Origin of the sequence: Actinomadura napierensis, assembly GCF_039529375.1 — a bacterium.
In the GTDB taxonomy this organism is placed as follows: Bacteria; Actinomycetota; Actinomycetes; order Streptosporangiales; family Streptosporangiaceae; genus Spirillospora; species Spirillospora napierensis.
In genome coordinates, this window is sequence record NZ_BAAAMR010000100.1 from 1 (window position 1) to 15,756 (window position 15,756).

Annotated in this window: 8 protein-coding genes and 1 pseudogene; 7 read left to right on the plus strand and 2 right to left on the minus strand. The window is 73.7% G+C overall.

The genetic code is table 11. The features are described from left to right. Nucleotides 1-606, minus strand: a pseudogene (locus ABD296_RS38165) (hypothetical protein); the annotation flags it as partial. Nucleotides 607-805: 199 nt separating this feature from the next. Here ABD296_RS38165 and ABD296_RS38170 point away from each other — a divergent pair. The 7 genes from ABD296_RS38170 to ABD296_RS38200 all read left to right on the plus strand — a co-directional run bounded on the left by ABD296_RS38170 (nt 806) and on the right by ABD296_RS38200 (nt 14,704). After that, nucleotides 806-8,848: an ADP-ribosyltransferase gene (locus ABD296_RS38170; RefSeq protein WP_344279186.1), complete on the plus strand. Its 8,043-nt coding sequence runs from the start codon at nt 806-808 to the stop codon at nt 8,846-8,848. 49 nt (nt 8,849-8,897) lie between these two features. Beyond that, complete coding sequence (locus ABD296_RS38175) at nt 8,898-9,815, plus strand: hypothetical protein (protein WP_344279189.1); 918 nt, start codon at nt 8,898-8,900, stop codon at nt 9,813-9,815. Nucleotides 9,816-9,894: 79 nt separating this feature from the next. Further along, a complete protein-coding gene (locus tag ABD296_RS38180) occupies nt 9,895-10,707 on the plus strand; it encodes a hypothetical protein (RefSeq protein WP_344279192.1) in 813 nt (270 codons plus the stop codon). A gap of 2 nt (nt 10,708-10,709) precedes the next feature. Then, on the plus strand, nt 10,710-11,624 hold the full coding sequence (locus tag ABD296_RS38185) for a glycohydrolase toxin TNT-related protein (protein ID WP_344279195.1): 915 nt from the start codon (nt 10,710-10,712) through the stop codon (nt 11,622-11,624). Next, nucleotides 11,621-13,036 (plus strand): glycohydrolase toxin TNT-related protein, encoded by a 1,416-nt coding sequence (locus ABD296_RS38190; RefSeq protein ID WP_344279198.1) that lies wholly within the window; start codon nt 11,621-11,623, stop codon nt 13,034-13,036. The genes ABD296_RS38185 and ABD296_RS38190 overlap by 4 nt, the downstream gene beginning before the upstream one ends. Further along, nucleotides 13,033-13,932, plus strand: coding sequence for a hypothetical protein (locus ABD296_RS38195; protein WP_344279201.1), 900 nt, complete (start codon nt 13,033-13,035; stop codon nt 13,930-13,932). Before ABD296_RS38190 ends, ABD296_RS38195 begins: the two co-directional genes overlap by 4 nt. A gap of 358 nt (nt 13,933-14,290) precedes the next feature. Continuing rightward, nucleotides 14,291-14,704: a hypothetical protein gene (locus ABD296_RS38200; RefSeq protein WP_344279204.1), complete on the plus strand. Its 414-nt coding sequence runs from the start codon at nt 14,291-14,293 to the stop codon at nt 14,702-14,704. A 4-nt stretch (nt 14,705-14,708) separates the two neighbouring features. On the opposite strand, the gene ABD296_RS38205 is transcribed toward ABD296_RS38200, so the two are convergent. Beyond that, on the minus strand, nt 14,709-15,431 hold the full coding sequence (locus ABD296_RS38205) for a DUF2510 domain-containing protein (protein WP_407061559.1): 723 nt from the start codon (nt 15,429-15,431) through the stop codon (nt 14,709-14,711). Between the last annotated feature and the right edge of the window lie 325 nt (nt 15,432-15,756).

Genomic DNA, 15,756 nt, shown 5'->3' on the forward strand with positions numbered 1-15,756 from the left:
CACGCCGCCCTCCTCGGCGGGCGGCAGCCCGTCCACCGGTCCCGGCTCGTCGGGCGGCGGCTCCGGCCGCGTCCGCGACGGCGAGCACACCCCTTCCTCCGGCGGTAGCACCGACCCGACGTCCCGCACCGAAACACCGTCCACGCCCAGCGACGGCACCACACCGGGCGGCGACGAGCACACCCCCGCACCAACCGGCAGCGGCGACCCAGCGCCCCACACCGAAACGCCGCCCACGCCCAGCGACGGCACCACACCCGGCGGCGACGAGCACACCCCAGCCCCGACCAGCAGCGGCGACCCAGCGCCCCACACCGAAACGCCGCTGCACGAAGGCGGCACGCCGCCCGCCACCGGCGAGCACGCGCCGACGCCCGGCGGCGAACAAACACCGGCCACGGGCGGCGAGCACACCCCGGCGACAGGCGGTGAGAGCACACCTCCGGCAGGCCGCACCGACGCGCCCTCCACAAACGGCGATGGCACATCCCCGGCGAGCCGGACGGACGCGCCCGCCAACAGCGAGGGCACCACGCCCACGGGTGACTCCGGCACGCCGCCCGCTGGCGGCGGCACCGCGCCGACCGGCGGCACGGCGTCGTCCAACGGCAGCGGCTCCTCCTCGTCGTCGGCCGGTGGGAGCGGCGACGGTTCCACCCCGGCGGACGGGGGCTCCACGCCGTCCGGTGGCGGCTCGACGCCCGAGGGCATCGGGTCTCCGGCTCCGGAGGGCGGCGAGGTTTCGCCGACCAGCACGGCCGGTGCGGACGGCGGCGATCGCACGACCGCCGACCTGCCCGACGCCATGGCGGAACCCGGCCACGACGGATCGGACGCGTCGAACGGCGGCCAGCCGGGCCTCATCGCGGGCGTGCCCATGCCGATGGGCGGGATGGGCCCGATGGGCGGCGGCTCCGCCTCGCGCGGCGGCGGGGCGCCCGCGTCGTCCGGTGGTACCCGGATCCGCACGACCACGCCGACTTCCGGGTCCGGACGTTCCGAGACCACGACGCGCTCTCCGAACGAGTCCGGACGCAGGGTTCCGAAGCCGTCCACGCCGGGCGACGGTGAGAGCAGCCCGAACGGCGCCACGCCCTCCGACGCTGCGGCGCCGCGCGGCAATGCCGAGAACGGCCCGCCGCCCGCGCAGGAGACACCGGCTCCCACGGAGAACGCCCAGCCCCCGCACGAGACCCCGGGGGACGAGGCCGGACGGCCCGCGCCGGCGCGTCCGCTGACCGATGGCGACTCCCCCACCGACCCGGCGCACCGCCCGATCGAGGACGTCGACGGCCAGGGCGTCGTCCGATCCGAGACCCCGCCCGCCGAGCCGGGGCAGCCGGAGCAGACGCCGTCCGGGGACGAGAACGCGCCGCCGGAGCGTCCGCTGACGGACGACAACGGCACCGCCGACCCGAGCGAACGCCCCATCGAGGACGTGGACGACCAGGGCGTCGTCCACGGCGGCACGGAACCCGAGCAGCAGAATCGCGAGGCCGCCCCGCAGGACGGCGAACCGGACCAGCACAAGAAGGAGGGCGACGCGGGCGAGCCCGGCGACCACGACGGCACGTCCGGTCACGACCAGGCGCCCGGCGACGACGGTTCCGGCGAGCACGACGGCGACCACGACGGCGGCACCGACGACGCGTCCGGCGGCAACGACGAGCCGCAGAGCCTGTCGGACGCCGAGCAGGAGGCGCGCGAGATCCTCGCGCAGTTCGGGGACGACGCGCCCACGGTCGACTTCACCTCCCACCCGATCGACCCGGCCGCCGCGCACGAGATCAACCGCGCCATCCGGCAGCTCGCCGCCGACTACCCCGACACGATGCGGCAGCTCAACCGCATCGACTCGGTGGACGTCGGGCATGAGCTCGGCCCAGGCGAGGAGGACACCCTCGCCTACGCCCGCCTGCACGGCGACTCGCAGGGCATCTACGTCAACAACGAGGCGTTCGGCGACAACGCGTCCCTCGGCGAGGACGGAGCCGCCGAGGAGGCGGACGGCTTCACCGTCCCCGGCGGCGGATCGGCCGAGGGCATCTTCACCCACGAGTTCGGGCACCAGCTTGGCCAGCGCCTCATCGAGGACCCGGTGATGCGGGCCGAGCTGAACAAGGCGATCTCCGACGCGCTCGGCGTCCCCTACGACGTCACCCAGCCGCACGACCCGGCGATGAGGGCCCGCATCGAGAACGCCCTCTCGCAGTACGGCGCCACGACGCCGCACGAGGCGCTGGCGGAGGCGTTCACCGAGCACCGCCTCGCCGAGAACCCGCGCGACCTGGCCCGCGCCATCGGCGGCGTCATGGACCGCCACCTCCGCGCCCAGACCCCCGAGCCTGGCCCGTCCACCGGCGACGGCACCCCCACCTCGCACAACCGGACGGCTCCGGAAACCACCCCCGGGGGTTCCGGCACCCCCCACGACGGGACGCTTCCCCGTCAGCCGCACGACGGGTCGCCGGGTACACCGCATGACAACGCCGCCCCGGCACCGTCCGAGCCGCACGAGGGCCGGCCCGGCGGTACGCCGCACGACCGCGGGACGCCCGAGGGCGCCCCCCGCACCGGCGACGGAACCACCGAGCCCGCCCGCACGCCCGAACAGCGGCCCGCCGAAGGCGCACCCCGGCACAGCGACGGCCAGATGCGCCCGGACGACGGACGGCCGCGCGCGGGCGAGCCGGGCCACGACCGGAGCGAGGAGCCCCCTCGCCACGACGCGGGCGAACTGCCCCTCGACGAGAGGCGCCCGCCCGGAGAGACCGAGCCCCGTCCCGACGACGGACGGCCGCGCTCCGGCGAACCGGAACCGCGTCCAGACGACGGACGGCCGCGCTCGAACGAGACCGAGCCGCGGCCGGGCGAGCGCGCGCCCGGCGAGGAGCACACGCGTCCCGGCGAGGAGCACACACGTCCCGGCGAAGGGCACACGCGTCCCGGCGAGGGCGAGGAGCCGCTGTACCGGCGGTCCCGCCCCGCCGGCGAGGAGCCCGACCCCGTCGGCGGCGACGACTCCGGCCCCCCGGCCGACCCGCCCGCCGGGACGCCGGCGGAGGAGCCGGGCGGACGCCGCCCGCCGCACCAGCAGGCCGAGTGGAACCCGCCGCGGCACACCCGCGAGGGCGAGCTCGAACTCGCCCCCGGGCAGCGTGTCGCGGCCAGTGAAGGCCTCGCCGCCAACACGCGCTACACGGTGTACCAGTCGCACCCGGACGGCCGGATTCCCCGAAGCGTCGTCCACACCGACGGCGAAGGGCGGGTCACGCACGTCACGAACTACACGTCGGAGGAACCCGGAGCCCGGGTCGTCCCGCCGAGCGAGAACGTCGACGTCACCCGTCCGGAGCCGGGCGTCACGCACCGGATCGAGCTCGGCTACGACAACCCGCACATCTTCGCCGGCGAGGAGCACCCCAGCGGGCAGGGCGCGGCTCCGTCGGCCGCCCGCTTCGATCCGCCGGCGGACGCCACCCCGCACAAGTGGTCCGAACCGTACAACCCCAAGGAAGACGGACCTTTCGCGGACAAGCAGCCGAACCTGCCGAAGAACGCTCGGATCGAGGTCACGGGTCCGGACAACAAGCTCCACGGCGTCTTCTGGACGGACGGCGACGGCAACATCACGCATGTCCGCACCTGGTACGGAGACAAGGAACACGGCTTCAATCCCGAACTCGGCGACAGGCCCGCCGACAGGGAGACCACCGCGGAGGACGGGGCCCCCAAGCCCAACACCCACTACCTGGTCGAACCCCACGACCGGTTCCAGGTGGAGAACCCCACCCGGCTCGACCCGCCCGACGCCGTCCGCAGGGGCGATTTCGGCGACGGCGTCGACCCGGGCACGTTCCTCTACCACACGGACGAACGGGGCCAAGCCCAGACGGCGAGCGGCCGGCCGGAGTACAACACGGGCAGGCAGCAGCGCCTCGGCCCCGTCCAGACGGACGTCGGCCGCACCGGCGGCGGCTACCACCGGTCGGGCAACACTCCCGACATCGTGGGCGAGTACGACGGCGGCCGCTTCGACGGCGGCCACATCTTCCCGCACGAGGCGCGCGGCCCCGGCGAGCGGATCAACTACTTCCCGCAGGAGAGCAGGACCAACCGCGGCAACCGGGGGATGGACTTCGAGCCGAAGGAGAGCTGGCGCCACTCGTTCGAGGCCCACCTGCACGCCCAGGACGGCGCCAACCACAAGATCGAGCGGATCGACTTCTTCCCGGAGCCCAACGATCCGCGGATGACGCCCGAGGTCGTCCACGTCCGCTGGACCGAGACCGTTCCCAGCAGCGATCCGAACGTCCCCGACACCGTGCAGACGCACTACCGGACCTTCCACAACGTGGAGCCGAGCCTGCGAGGCTCCGATCCCCCGGACGGTTCCGTCCGGCCGACGCGCGGCGGCGAGTCCGCGGAGTCCGCGCCCCCGCCGCCGGACGAGCCGCAACGCCGCACGCGCGGGCCCCGCCCGGAGCCGGGCGACGAGCGCGTGGCTCCGCTCGCCTCGACGGGCGAACCCGCACCGCCTGCGGAGACCGCAGCGTCCCCGGAACCGGCACCGTCCGCGGAACCGGCGGAGTCCCCCGGTGCGCCCGGAGAACGGCCCGCCGCCGACGCCGGTCAGCCCGTTCCCGAGACCGCGCCCGAATCCGCTCCGTCCCCGGGCGGGGAGGCAGGGGCCTCGGAGGGCGCGCGCCCCGACGCCCACACGCACTACGGCTGGTACGAGTCGGAGGGACCGGGCACCGCACCGCGCACCGAGGGTGCCGCCGGTCCGCCGGTCTCCCATACGGCGGGCACGCCCGGCCCGCTCGGCGAGCGGTCCGCCGCGGGTTCCGAGCCCCGGCCGGACACCACCCCCGGTTCGGCGGACCGCCCCGCAGAAACCGCGCGCCCCGGGGAGGACACCTCTTCCCGCAGCGAGCACACGGCCGCGCCCGCGGAGGGCGGGCAACCGCGCCCGGAGACCTCGCCGCGGGACGCGGAGGGTCCGGGTCCGCGGACGGAGCCGTCAGACGCGGAAGCGCCACGCACCGAGACCCCACGACCGGAGACCGCTCGACCGGAGACCCCGCGTGCGGAGACCCCGCGTGCGGAGACACCGCGTGCGGAGACACCGCGACCGGAAAGCCCGCGACCGGAGAGTCCGGCCATGCCGGGCGAGACCGCGCCGCGCGCCGAGAGCGACTCGCACGCGGAGGACGCGTCCACGACGGGCCCCCGGCCGGCCGAACGGGCGGGACACGACGAGGCGGCGGCGCAGCTGGAGGACGCGACGCCCCGCGCCGATGCCGCACCGCAACCGGAGGCGCGGCCCGACGCGCAGCCGAGGTCCCGGGCGGCCGAGCCGGAGGGCGAGCGCCCTCGCACGGCCGACCCGGAGTTGATGCGCCGCGTCCACGAGAACGAGCAGATCCGGCAGATCGTGGACCAGGCGCGCGACACCGTGGTCAACGACCGGGGCGACCGGCTCGGCGACCTCCTGGACGAGGACCTGCGCACCCGTCTGCCGAACCATCCGGAGCTCGCCCGGATCATCGAGGGGAGCGGGCCGCCGGCGCTGACGGACGCCGAGCGGGCGATCCACGACTCGCTGCTGGCCCGCCCGCGGACGCTGCACAGCCTGCTGACGCATCCGGAGGCCGTGCACATCCTGGAGGACTCCGTCCGGGAGGTGAACGAGCGGGGCGCCGACGCGGTCCTGGACGAGGGTCCGGCGGCGCCCGCCCCGACGCCGCTGGAGGACTGGCAGACCCGGATCAGCGACCGGATGATCGAGGAGATCGGCACCTCGAAGGCCCCCGGCCAGCCCGGATTCGACCACGAGGCGCTCGCCGCCGCGCAGGAGCGGGCCGGCGAGGACCGCCCGCTCCCGAAGGACGACCCGCTCGTCAACGACTACCTGGACCGGCTCTACGACGCGGCGGACGAGCACAAGGGCACGCTCCACGCCGTCCTCCGGGACCTGGCGAACGAGCCGGAGGACGCCAAGATGCGGCCGGGCCGCAAGGACCGCGTCCGCGCCCTCGACAAGATCATCAACGAGAACGACGGCGACGCGTCCACGCTGAACGACCTGCTGGGCGGAAAGGTCCAGTTCGACGGCGTCGCGGACCTCTACCGCGCGCTCGACCGCGTGCAGGACGTCACGCGCCGGCACGGCGTCGAGGTCGTGTCCATCAAGGACCGGCTGCGGAGCCCGCAGCCGAGCGGCTACCGGGACATCCGCATGACCGTGCGGATGCCGAACGGGCACATCGGCGAGCTGCGCCTGCACCTCAGGTCGTTCGACGCGGTCGCCGAGCACGAGCACTCGCTGTACGAGGTCTCGCGCGACCTGCCGAACGTGGCCGAGGAGGGGGCCGCGCGCGGCGAGCGCGGCCCGGGGCTGACGCCGGAGGAGCGCGCCGTCCGGGAGGCGATCAACCGGCGCCTCAACGAGCAGTTCAAGGAAGCGCTGGACCAGGCGCTGCCGCCGGAACTGCGCAGCGCGCACGAGGAGGCCCCGCCGGAGTCCCGGCGCCGCGAGGCCGGCCCGCACACCCCGTCCGAAGGCATGGAGCGGCACGAGACCGCGCCCGCCCACGGCATCGGGCACGGGACGCGTGAGCCGGGCGCCGAAGGGCACGGCCCCGCCCACGAGCCCGTCCACGAACCCGTCCACGAGGACGGCCGGACGCATGACGGGGAGCAGGCGCACGAGGGCGAGCACGAACCCGTCCGGCCGGACGGCGCGGAGATCCCGGCGGACCTGCCGCCGCACCTGCACGAGGTGTTCCGCGGCAGCGACGAGACCCCGGCGGGCCGGTCCTTCCACGACCCGTCCGACCCGGCGATGCGCGACCTCGCGAGCCGGGTCCCGGCGGACCCGCACCGGTTCGTCGTGGACGGGCACGGGGACGCCGACGGCCTGCGGCTCGGCGGCGGACGCAGGCTCGGCGCCGACGACCTCGCCGACCTGATCCGCAACGACCCGAACTGGAACGGCCGCGAGGTGCTGTTGCTGTCCTGCCACACCGCGGACGGCGAGTTCGCCGCCCGGCTGGCCGAGCGGCTCGGCGTCCCGGTCGTCGCACCGCACGGCCTGGCCTGGTCGGACGGCGACGGGAACGTGTACGCCTCGTCCGGCCACCCGGACGCGGACGGCCAGGTCCGGCCCGGCCTGCCGCCGGACGGCTCCTGGACCGCCCATCACCCGGACGGCACCGCCGCGCCCGCCGGCCACGACGGCTACGCCCCCGGACACCGGGGCGGGGACGACGGGCGCCCGCGCGGCGACGCGGAGGCGCGCGGGCTGCGGGACTGGTTCCGGCGCCGCCGCGACCCCGAACCGCCTGCCGGCAACGGCTGGAACGGGGGCCCGCCGCACACAGGGCACACGGGGCACGCCGATCCGCGCCGTCCGGCGCCCGGCCACAACGTCCCGCATTCCCCGGCGTCCGGGCATCCCGCACCGCACCCCGCGGGCACGCGCCCGGCACCGCACCACCCGGGCGGGCACGTTCCCCACACCCCGGGCGCCCACCCGGGCCCGCACTCCCCCGCACCGCACAACCCGGGGGGCCACCCGGCGCCGCACAACCCCGCGACGCCCGCCGCAGGCACCCGCCCCGCACCGAACTACCCAGCGCCGCACACCCCGGCACCGCACAACCCAGGAACACACAACCCCGCGCCGCACACCCCAGCACCACACACCCCCGCGTCCCACCCCGCAACGCACAACCCGGCGGCGCACACCCCAGCAACGCACAACCCCCCGCCGCACACCCCAGCAGCGCACGACCCGCGCACCGCACCGCCGGCGCATCCGGCGGGCACGCATCTCGCGGCGCACACCCCCGTCGCCCCGGGCACGTCCGGCGTGCCTCACGTCCCGCACCACCCGGGTAGTCACGGCACCCCGCACCACCCGGCAGGGCACCCCGGAATGCACGATCCGGGGTACGGGACGCCGCACCACGGTGAGGGGCGCGTCGACCCGGACGGTGTCCGGCGGTTCAACGCCGACGATGAGGGCGCGCGGTACGGCGAGAACCGCCTGGCGCACGTCTTCCAGCAGCTTCCACCGCATTTGCAGAACGCCGTGCGCTGGTACACGTGGCAGTCGATGCCGAACGGGCACCTGCGTCCGAACGGAGACGTCGCCGGGTACCTGAACCATCTGCATCAGGAGCAGTACTACGTCCGGACGCTGACGCATCTGAACGGCGGCGCCATGCCGCACTCGCACCAGGTGCGGCACATGCTGACCCGGCCCGACCTGACGCCGTACCAGCGGCAGCTGGTGGATTACGTGACACGCCAGCCGAACGCGCAGGCACGCCTCCTCCAGATGTGGAACAACCATCTGGAGCGCGAGCGGCTGCGCGACTACCTCGGCGGCGAACCGAACACCGACGCCTTCTGGCGGCGGATCGGCGAGCTGGACCAGGCGCTGAACCAGCCTCTCCCCGAGGCGGTCCAGGTGCTGCGCGGCCTGCACGACGTCCGGTTCCTGACGGCGGCGGACGGCGCCCCGCTCGGCGACCGGCACCCGTCGCTGCTCATCGGCGCGACGCAGATGGAACCGGCGTACATGTCCACGTCGCTCGGGGTGAACACGACCCAGGTCGACGGCAAGGACTTCGAGATCCGGGTGCACATGAACGTCCCGCGCGGCGCCCCCGGCCTGTGGATGGGCGTGCGGAGCATGTACCCGGGGCAGCGGGAGCTGGTGCTTCCACGGGGCGTCCGGTACCGCGTCACCAGCGTCGTCCATACTGGGATGTCAGAGGACGGTGTGCCCACATTCGACGTCCATGCCGACGTCATACCGCCGAACGTGTGGCCGTGATGGCGGGCGGCGCGGCGAAGGGCCGGAAAGACCGAAAGGTGCGCGCAGCATGAGCGATCTGCCTCCCTGGGGCGCCCAGGGCGGGGCTCCCGGTGTTCCCGGGCCTCCGCCGCCGGGCCCGCCGCTCGGCGGCGATCCGGACGAGCCGGACGGGTTCCCCGGCCTGCCGCCCGTCCCCTCGGCGGACGGCGCGCCGGTGGGGCCGCGGCCCGGGTACGAGCCGTTCACCCGGCAGGCGGTCGTGTACCTGCCGGTGGTGCTCGAGGGCGCGGTCGTCGGGGCCGTGTGGGCGGCGGAGTCCAATCCGCGCGCGGCCGGGTTCTTCCGGCGGCTCGCGTCGGCGATGCCGAGCCTGGACGCCGAGGAGGTGTGGTCCCGCCGGCTGGACGAGGCGTACGCCACGGGCCTGCCGGCCCGGGAGGCGATCGGCCGCTGGATCGGAGCCCCCGCGGACCCGAAGGGCGGCGGCGTGCCCGCCGACGCGGTGGAGCAGCGCGTGGACGGCCTGGACGCGCTGAACGAGATGCTCAATCCCGGTGTTCCCCCCTCCCCTGGACCGGCGGTGCAGGACGGGCTGTACCCGGACGGGACGCCCGTCGACCGTTCGCAGGGCTGGGGCCCGCTGGTCAGTGTGAAGCCGCCCACCTATCCCGACACGACCGCGGAGCCGGTGATCTACCTGCCGGTGTCGGTGGGCGAGTCGGTCGTCGGCTACGTGTGGGCGTCGGCGTCCGGTACCGCCGCGGGCTACCTGGGCCGGGGGCCCGCGGGCCGCGCCGCGGAGATCGCCGCCGGGCTCTGGCAGGCGCGGCTCGCCCACGGGTTCGGCCAGGGCATGTCGTCCGTCGACACGCTGCGGCAGATCCGGAGCCTGCCGGACGACCGGCTGGCCGGCCGCGTCGCGGCCGGCGCGCCGGAGCGGCAGGCGCCGGGCCTGGCGGACCTGCGGCGGCTGGCCGAGCAGTGACCGACCGCCCCGACCCGCGGCGACGCCGCGCCTCGCGCGAAGTGTCCCGCCTGTTTCGTCCCAACGGAGATCCACTCTCATGACGTCGGTGAGGAAGACCTACCCGCGCTACTTCACCTACAACGAACGGCCGGTCGTCTTCGTCGAGACGCCGGGCGGCGGGATGGAATGCGTCGCCGCCGACCGGACCGGCGGCTTCGTGCGGGCCATGCGCTACATCGCGGAGATCGACTTCAACCACGACGCCGACATCGAGCGGCTCTCGTTCGAGGACTTCGTCCCGGCGGTCGAGATGTACCGGGCCCGCCGCGGGCTCGGCGAGGGCGCGGTCAAGGCGCTGTACGAGACCATGGACGGCCTGGAGAAGACCGCCGAGGAGCAGCGGCGGCCCCTGGCCGCCGAGGAGAAGGCCCTGATCCGGTCGCTCAGCAAGCGGACCCACCCGCTGTTCGAGGAGTACCTGAAAGAGCAGGGCCGCGGCGGCACACCGCCGCCGGTCCCCGCCCCGCTCCGGATCGCTCGGGTCTTCGACTCCGTCGACGCCGACGGCACCCCCCGCTACGACCGCCCTCCGGTCCGCGACGAGGACCGCGAGCCGCTCCTGCGCTACCTGCGGGAGGCGCCGATCGTGCTGGCGGCGCGCGGCTACGACACCGACCGCCTCGACCCGGCGCGCCCCGCCGAGGTCCCGCTGACCTACCACACCAACGGCACCTGGATCTGGTCCGGCGCCGTCCACCACTACCTGCGCGTCCACGGCGTCCCCCCGGAACCGGGCCTGGTCGGGTTCGCGCGCGCCAACAACTTCCGGGTCGGCGAGGTCGACGACGAGACCCGCGCCGAGGCGGTCGAGACGATCAACCGGCCCGCCGACTCCGCCGCCTCCACCTGACGATGACCGCACCGCCCCTGCCCGCGACGCCCCAGGACGAGCACGACCTGGTGGCCCGGCTGGCGCCCGAGAGCCCGATCCTGTTCTTCCGCGCCCGCCGCCTGCTGCGCGACTGGACCCGCGACGGCACCGCCCGCTTCGCGGTCGGACGCCTGGAGGACGGCTGCTGGTCGATCCTGCACGGCGACGGCGGCTGGCACGCCGTCCGCTCGGACGGCGGCCGGCCCGCCGAGCACACCGCGCACGGCACCGCCCGGGCCGCCCTCGCCCGCGCCGTTGGCGCCCTGCTCACCGAGGCGGGCACCGGCCTCAACATGAAGGTCTTCCAACTCGCCGGAATCACCCGGCCCGCCCCGGACGACCTGACGGACTGGGGCCCGTGGTACCTCACGGAGACCGGCGAACGGCTGCGGGCCGAGTCCGAGAACGGGCCCCGGCCGGGTCCAGAGGTCCCCTGTGTCGCGCTGCGGCGCCTTCTCGGCCGTGAACGCGGCTATTTCACGCTCCGGCGTGAGAGCGCACCGGAGCAAGGCGGGTTCGTGACCGTCCGGCAGGTGTTCGAGCTGGCCGTCCACCGCGAACTGCCCGAGAGGCCCGGAGAACCGTCCGAGGTCCTGCCGGCGGGAACCGTCCTCGACTGCTACGGCGATACCGGCCAGGTCTTCCTCTACGAACCCGGCACGCCTTTCCACAAGCGCGGAATCCCGGGCATGGCTGAGCAGCACGCACACCGTTTCTACCGGCTCCAGCGACCGCTGCGCGTCTACCCCGCCTTTCCCCTCGAACACACGATCATCCCCAATGGAAGGGTGACCGCCACCGGCCGGGGCCATTACCTCGTCGATTCCATAGCCGACCTTCTGCGCGACGGCCATCTGGCAGAGACCGCCGATCCGCACGAGGAGCCCGCACCATGAATCCGGGTGAAGAAGAGGCGCACCTGCAAAGAATGGTCGACGAGGTCGTCCGGCTGCTGCCCGACGGCTGGCAGGAGGCTCAGCTCCTTTACCGCGCCGTCGGCGACCATGAAGTGATCCGCCTCACCGGACGCGACCGGGACGGCCACCCTCGCGGTATCTACCGGGCGTCGCGGGCACTCCCGCACAGCGAGATCCCCGCCATGCTCCGCCGCCACCGGCAGATGACCTACCACCCCGATTACGGCGCCTGGCTGTCCCTCACCTACTCCCTGCGGAACCGGCCGGACGGACCGGAATGGGGCGTCGAGGCCGACCCGCCCGACGAGTTCGCCTGGACCGACGAGGTCACCCCGGCGGACGCGGCCGCCGAACTCGCCCTCTTCCCCCGTCCCGAAGAGAACGTTCCCGGCTGGCTCGACCGCCTCAACGCCCTGCACACCATCGGGCGCGCCTTCGACCCGGACGCCCTCCGCACGGCGCCGCAGGACGAGGACGACCTGACCAGGCTCCTTCCACCCGGGCTCGAGGAGCTCTTCACCAGGGCACGCGCCAAGCTCGACGACTACGTGCCCGGCGCGGACCGCCTCCGCATCGGCTCCCTCGCGGACGGGTGCTGGACGATCGCCCATACCGACGGCGCCTGGCTCGCCATCGGCCCGGGCCCGGTTGTCCTTCCCTTCGGCGAGCCGCGCGCCGCCACCGTCCACGCGATGGCCGGCGTCATGGCCGACGCCGGAATGGAGATCAACAGCCAGGTCCTCTACACCGCCGGCATCCTGCGCAGGGAACGCGCCCCGCGCAAAAAGCAGGACGCCTGGGTGCCGGCATCGGGAACCGATTCACCGACCGCCCGCACCTATTCGTCTCCCCGGCCCACCGGTCCGGGCCTTTACGTTCCGCTGGAAGGCATGGCGAACCGCCCCGGCGGATACTTCGTCTGCTTTCCCGGGCCGCCCCCCGAACACGGTGCGTTCGTCTCCGTCGACGAGGTCTACCGCGCACTCGCCGGAATCGGGCTCCCCGTCCCGACCCCGGAGCCGGAACCCGAGCCCGAAACGCTCCCGGAACCGCCCAGCGAAACCCTTCCGGTCGGCAAGGAAGTCGACACCTACCACGACCCCGCCGACCGGTACGTCTTCGACATCGGCACGCCCTGGTTGCGCCGCGGGCACATCAACCTGCACGGCCTCACCTACCGGATCTACCGTGTCCGGAAACCGCTCCGCGGCTACACCGTCCTGTTCGAGGTCGGCCCCATCGGCTCCGGCACACCCCCGGAAGAAACGGGAATGGGCTATAACCTGGTCCACTCGATCGCCGACCTGGTCGCGTCCGGTCACCTCGTCGAGATCACCGAACCCGGCGGCGAGCCGGGCCCCACCACCCACCGGCCACAGGAGCAGCCATGAGCGAACCGACCGGCCCCGCCCCCGGCCCCCGGCCCTACGACCAGGCCCGGTACCAGGAGCTCACGCGCGACATCGCGATGCTGCTGGCAAGGGCGGCCCCGGACGGCTGGCGCCGTATCGACCTGCGCGTCATGATGACCGTCGCCGTCTCCGACGCCGCCCTCACCGTCGCGATGCAGGACGGCGGCACCCGAGCGGTCGAGATGCCCCGCGACATCCTCGAAATGGCCGCCGAGCTGCGCTCCATCATGTACCGGGAGGACCGCGGCACCTGGCTGAGCATGCGCGTCATGCTCGACCCGCCCGGCTCCTACTACACCAGTTTCAACAACGACTACGACCCCCGCTGGGAACCGGACATCCCGGACGAGGCCTACACGCAGGACCTCGCCGCCTTCCCCCGCGCCGAGGAGAACATCCCCGCCTGGCTGCGCGCCCGCACCGGCCGCCCGCCGCTGCCGCCCCAGCCCGTCCAGCCGCTCGGCCCCATCGAGCAGAAGGACCTTCTCGAAGAGATCACTTCGCAGCTGGTGGACGCGCTACCGCCCGCCTGGCTGGAGACCGACGTCCACCACCGCGCGGTCGGCACGCACACCGAGACCCTCGGCCAGGTCCTGCCGGCCAACAGCCACATGCCCGCCCGGTGGACGCCGCCGCCCGCCACCGCCGAACTCTTCGACCGGCTCCGCCGCGGCATGTACACCAACGGACTCGGCACCTGGTTCACCGCCAAGTTCCGCCTGACGTTCCCGTTCTCCTACCAGATCGAGTACGTCCGCGACACCGAGCCCAAATGGCAGAGCCGCCGCCCCGAACCGGCCGCCTACGCCGAAGAGCTCCGAGAGTTCCCACGAACCCCCGAGAACACCCCACCCTGGCTCCACCCCCAGGCCTGAAACTCGTCCGCCGCCGGTTCCCCGGCCGCCGAGGGGCCCTGGGCCACACGCAAGCCAAATGTCGCGAGCGGTGCGACCATCCGAATCTGAGTCCTCCAAGCGGGAAGCTGCCGGGTCACGGGTAGGCCGCCGCGGCCAACCCCAACGCATCCGGATTCGTCCGCAACCCGCGATTCTCCGAACCCAGCCCGAAAGCGTCGCCGCTCTGGACCGAGGCCCTGTCCGCCTCGCAGAGCTGCAACTCCGTCCCGGCCGAAGTAGCGGTCTACTTCCCACCAGTGGCGGACCTGATCGGGCACATGCGCGGCAACGGCTGTCCCCCGCCGCCGGTAGCGTGACGGGAACAGGAGACCATTACATGGGCATCGACGAACGCGACGTCAGGCGGACCGCGGAGAACCTCGACCTCCGGCGGGTCGCGCCCGCGCCCGCGAGCTACGCGTCCCGGACCGACCGGCCCGTCCGCTACCTGGCGGTCGGCACCGGCGACGGTGTCCTCGGCTACCTGTGGACCGCCGACGGCGAGGACGCCGCCGGGTTCGTCCGCCGTCCCGCCGCCGGCGGCGACGGCGCCAACGAGGCCGTCGCCTGGACGAAGGAGCTGCGCGCCGCCAAGACCCGCGACGTCCCCGCGGCCCGGCTGTTGGACGAGTTCGCCGCCGCCGAACTCCCCGTCGCGGACGGCGCCTGGCACCCCGGCAGGGTGATCCCCGGCTCACGGACCGAGGCGCCGAGCCTCGCCGCGCTGAAGGAACTGGCCGCCCGGGACTGAACCGTCAGCGCTTCAGCACATCGAAGATCTGCGGAAGCAGCATCACGTTCTGGTTCTGCTGCGGGATCCGCAGGATCGGCTTGCGGGCGCCCCGCACCCGCACGAAGTAGCTCCCCTTCTCGAAGGTGACGCCCTCGATGCCGTCCCAGCCGTGCGAGACGCTCCCGCCGGCGAACCCGTTCCGGTCGATCCGCACCTTGCCGACGTCCACCGTCTGCCCCGCCTCGACCGCGGCGAGGAACTCCCGCAGCAACCGCGGCTCCACATAAGCCTTCGACAGGTCGACGAGGAACTGCCAGTCCGGAGGCGTGTTCGACCGCACCCCGCTGTCCTTGAACACCACGGCGGGCGCCTGGTTGACGGGGAAGAAACCCATCTCGAAGTGGTACTGGCTCGACGTGTGCACGTACATGTTCAGCGGCACCCGCATCTCGTTCCGCACCACCGAGTATCCGACGAACTCGGCCTTGGCCAGCTCGATGGTCGTCCCGTCGAACGAGATCACGTTCTGGTCGGCGTACAACTCGACCCCGTACCGCTCCTTGTGCAGCACCGGCCCCCCACCGCCGCCCGGCGGCGCCTGCCCCGCCCCGTACTGAGGAGCCGCCGCGGCCTGCTGCACGGGCGCCGCGTTGACGTGCTCCGTCCACCTCGCCCCGTCCCACCAGCGAAGCCCGCCCCCACCATAGGGATCCGCATACCACCCAGCCTGAGTCACACTCCCCACCTCCAACCGAAACCAACAGCCCGCCCAGACGATATCCGCTCACCATCAACCCCGGCGTCCTGCCTACGCCCTGATCGGTCCACCCGGACGATCAGCCGTCGGCTTTCATTCCCCACCTTCTCGACGTCGAGCCCTCAACGTAGATGCGATGCCGAACAAGTTGACTGACTCACAACACTAGATTGGTCATGGTGACATCTTGCCGCTTCCCAACATCATTACTATGATTCGTTCCACGAACACGCGCGCGACCTCTCGAGCACCACCCCGCAACGCACACCCCGCAGAGCTACACTCCTCGTCGTTCCGACTACGGGAAGTTGTG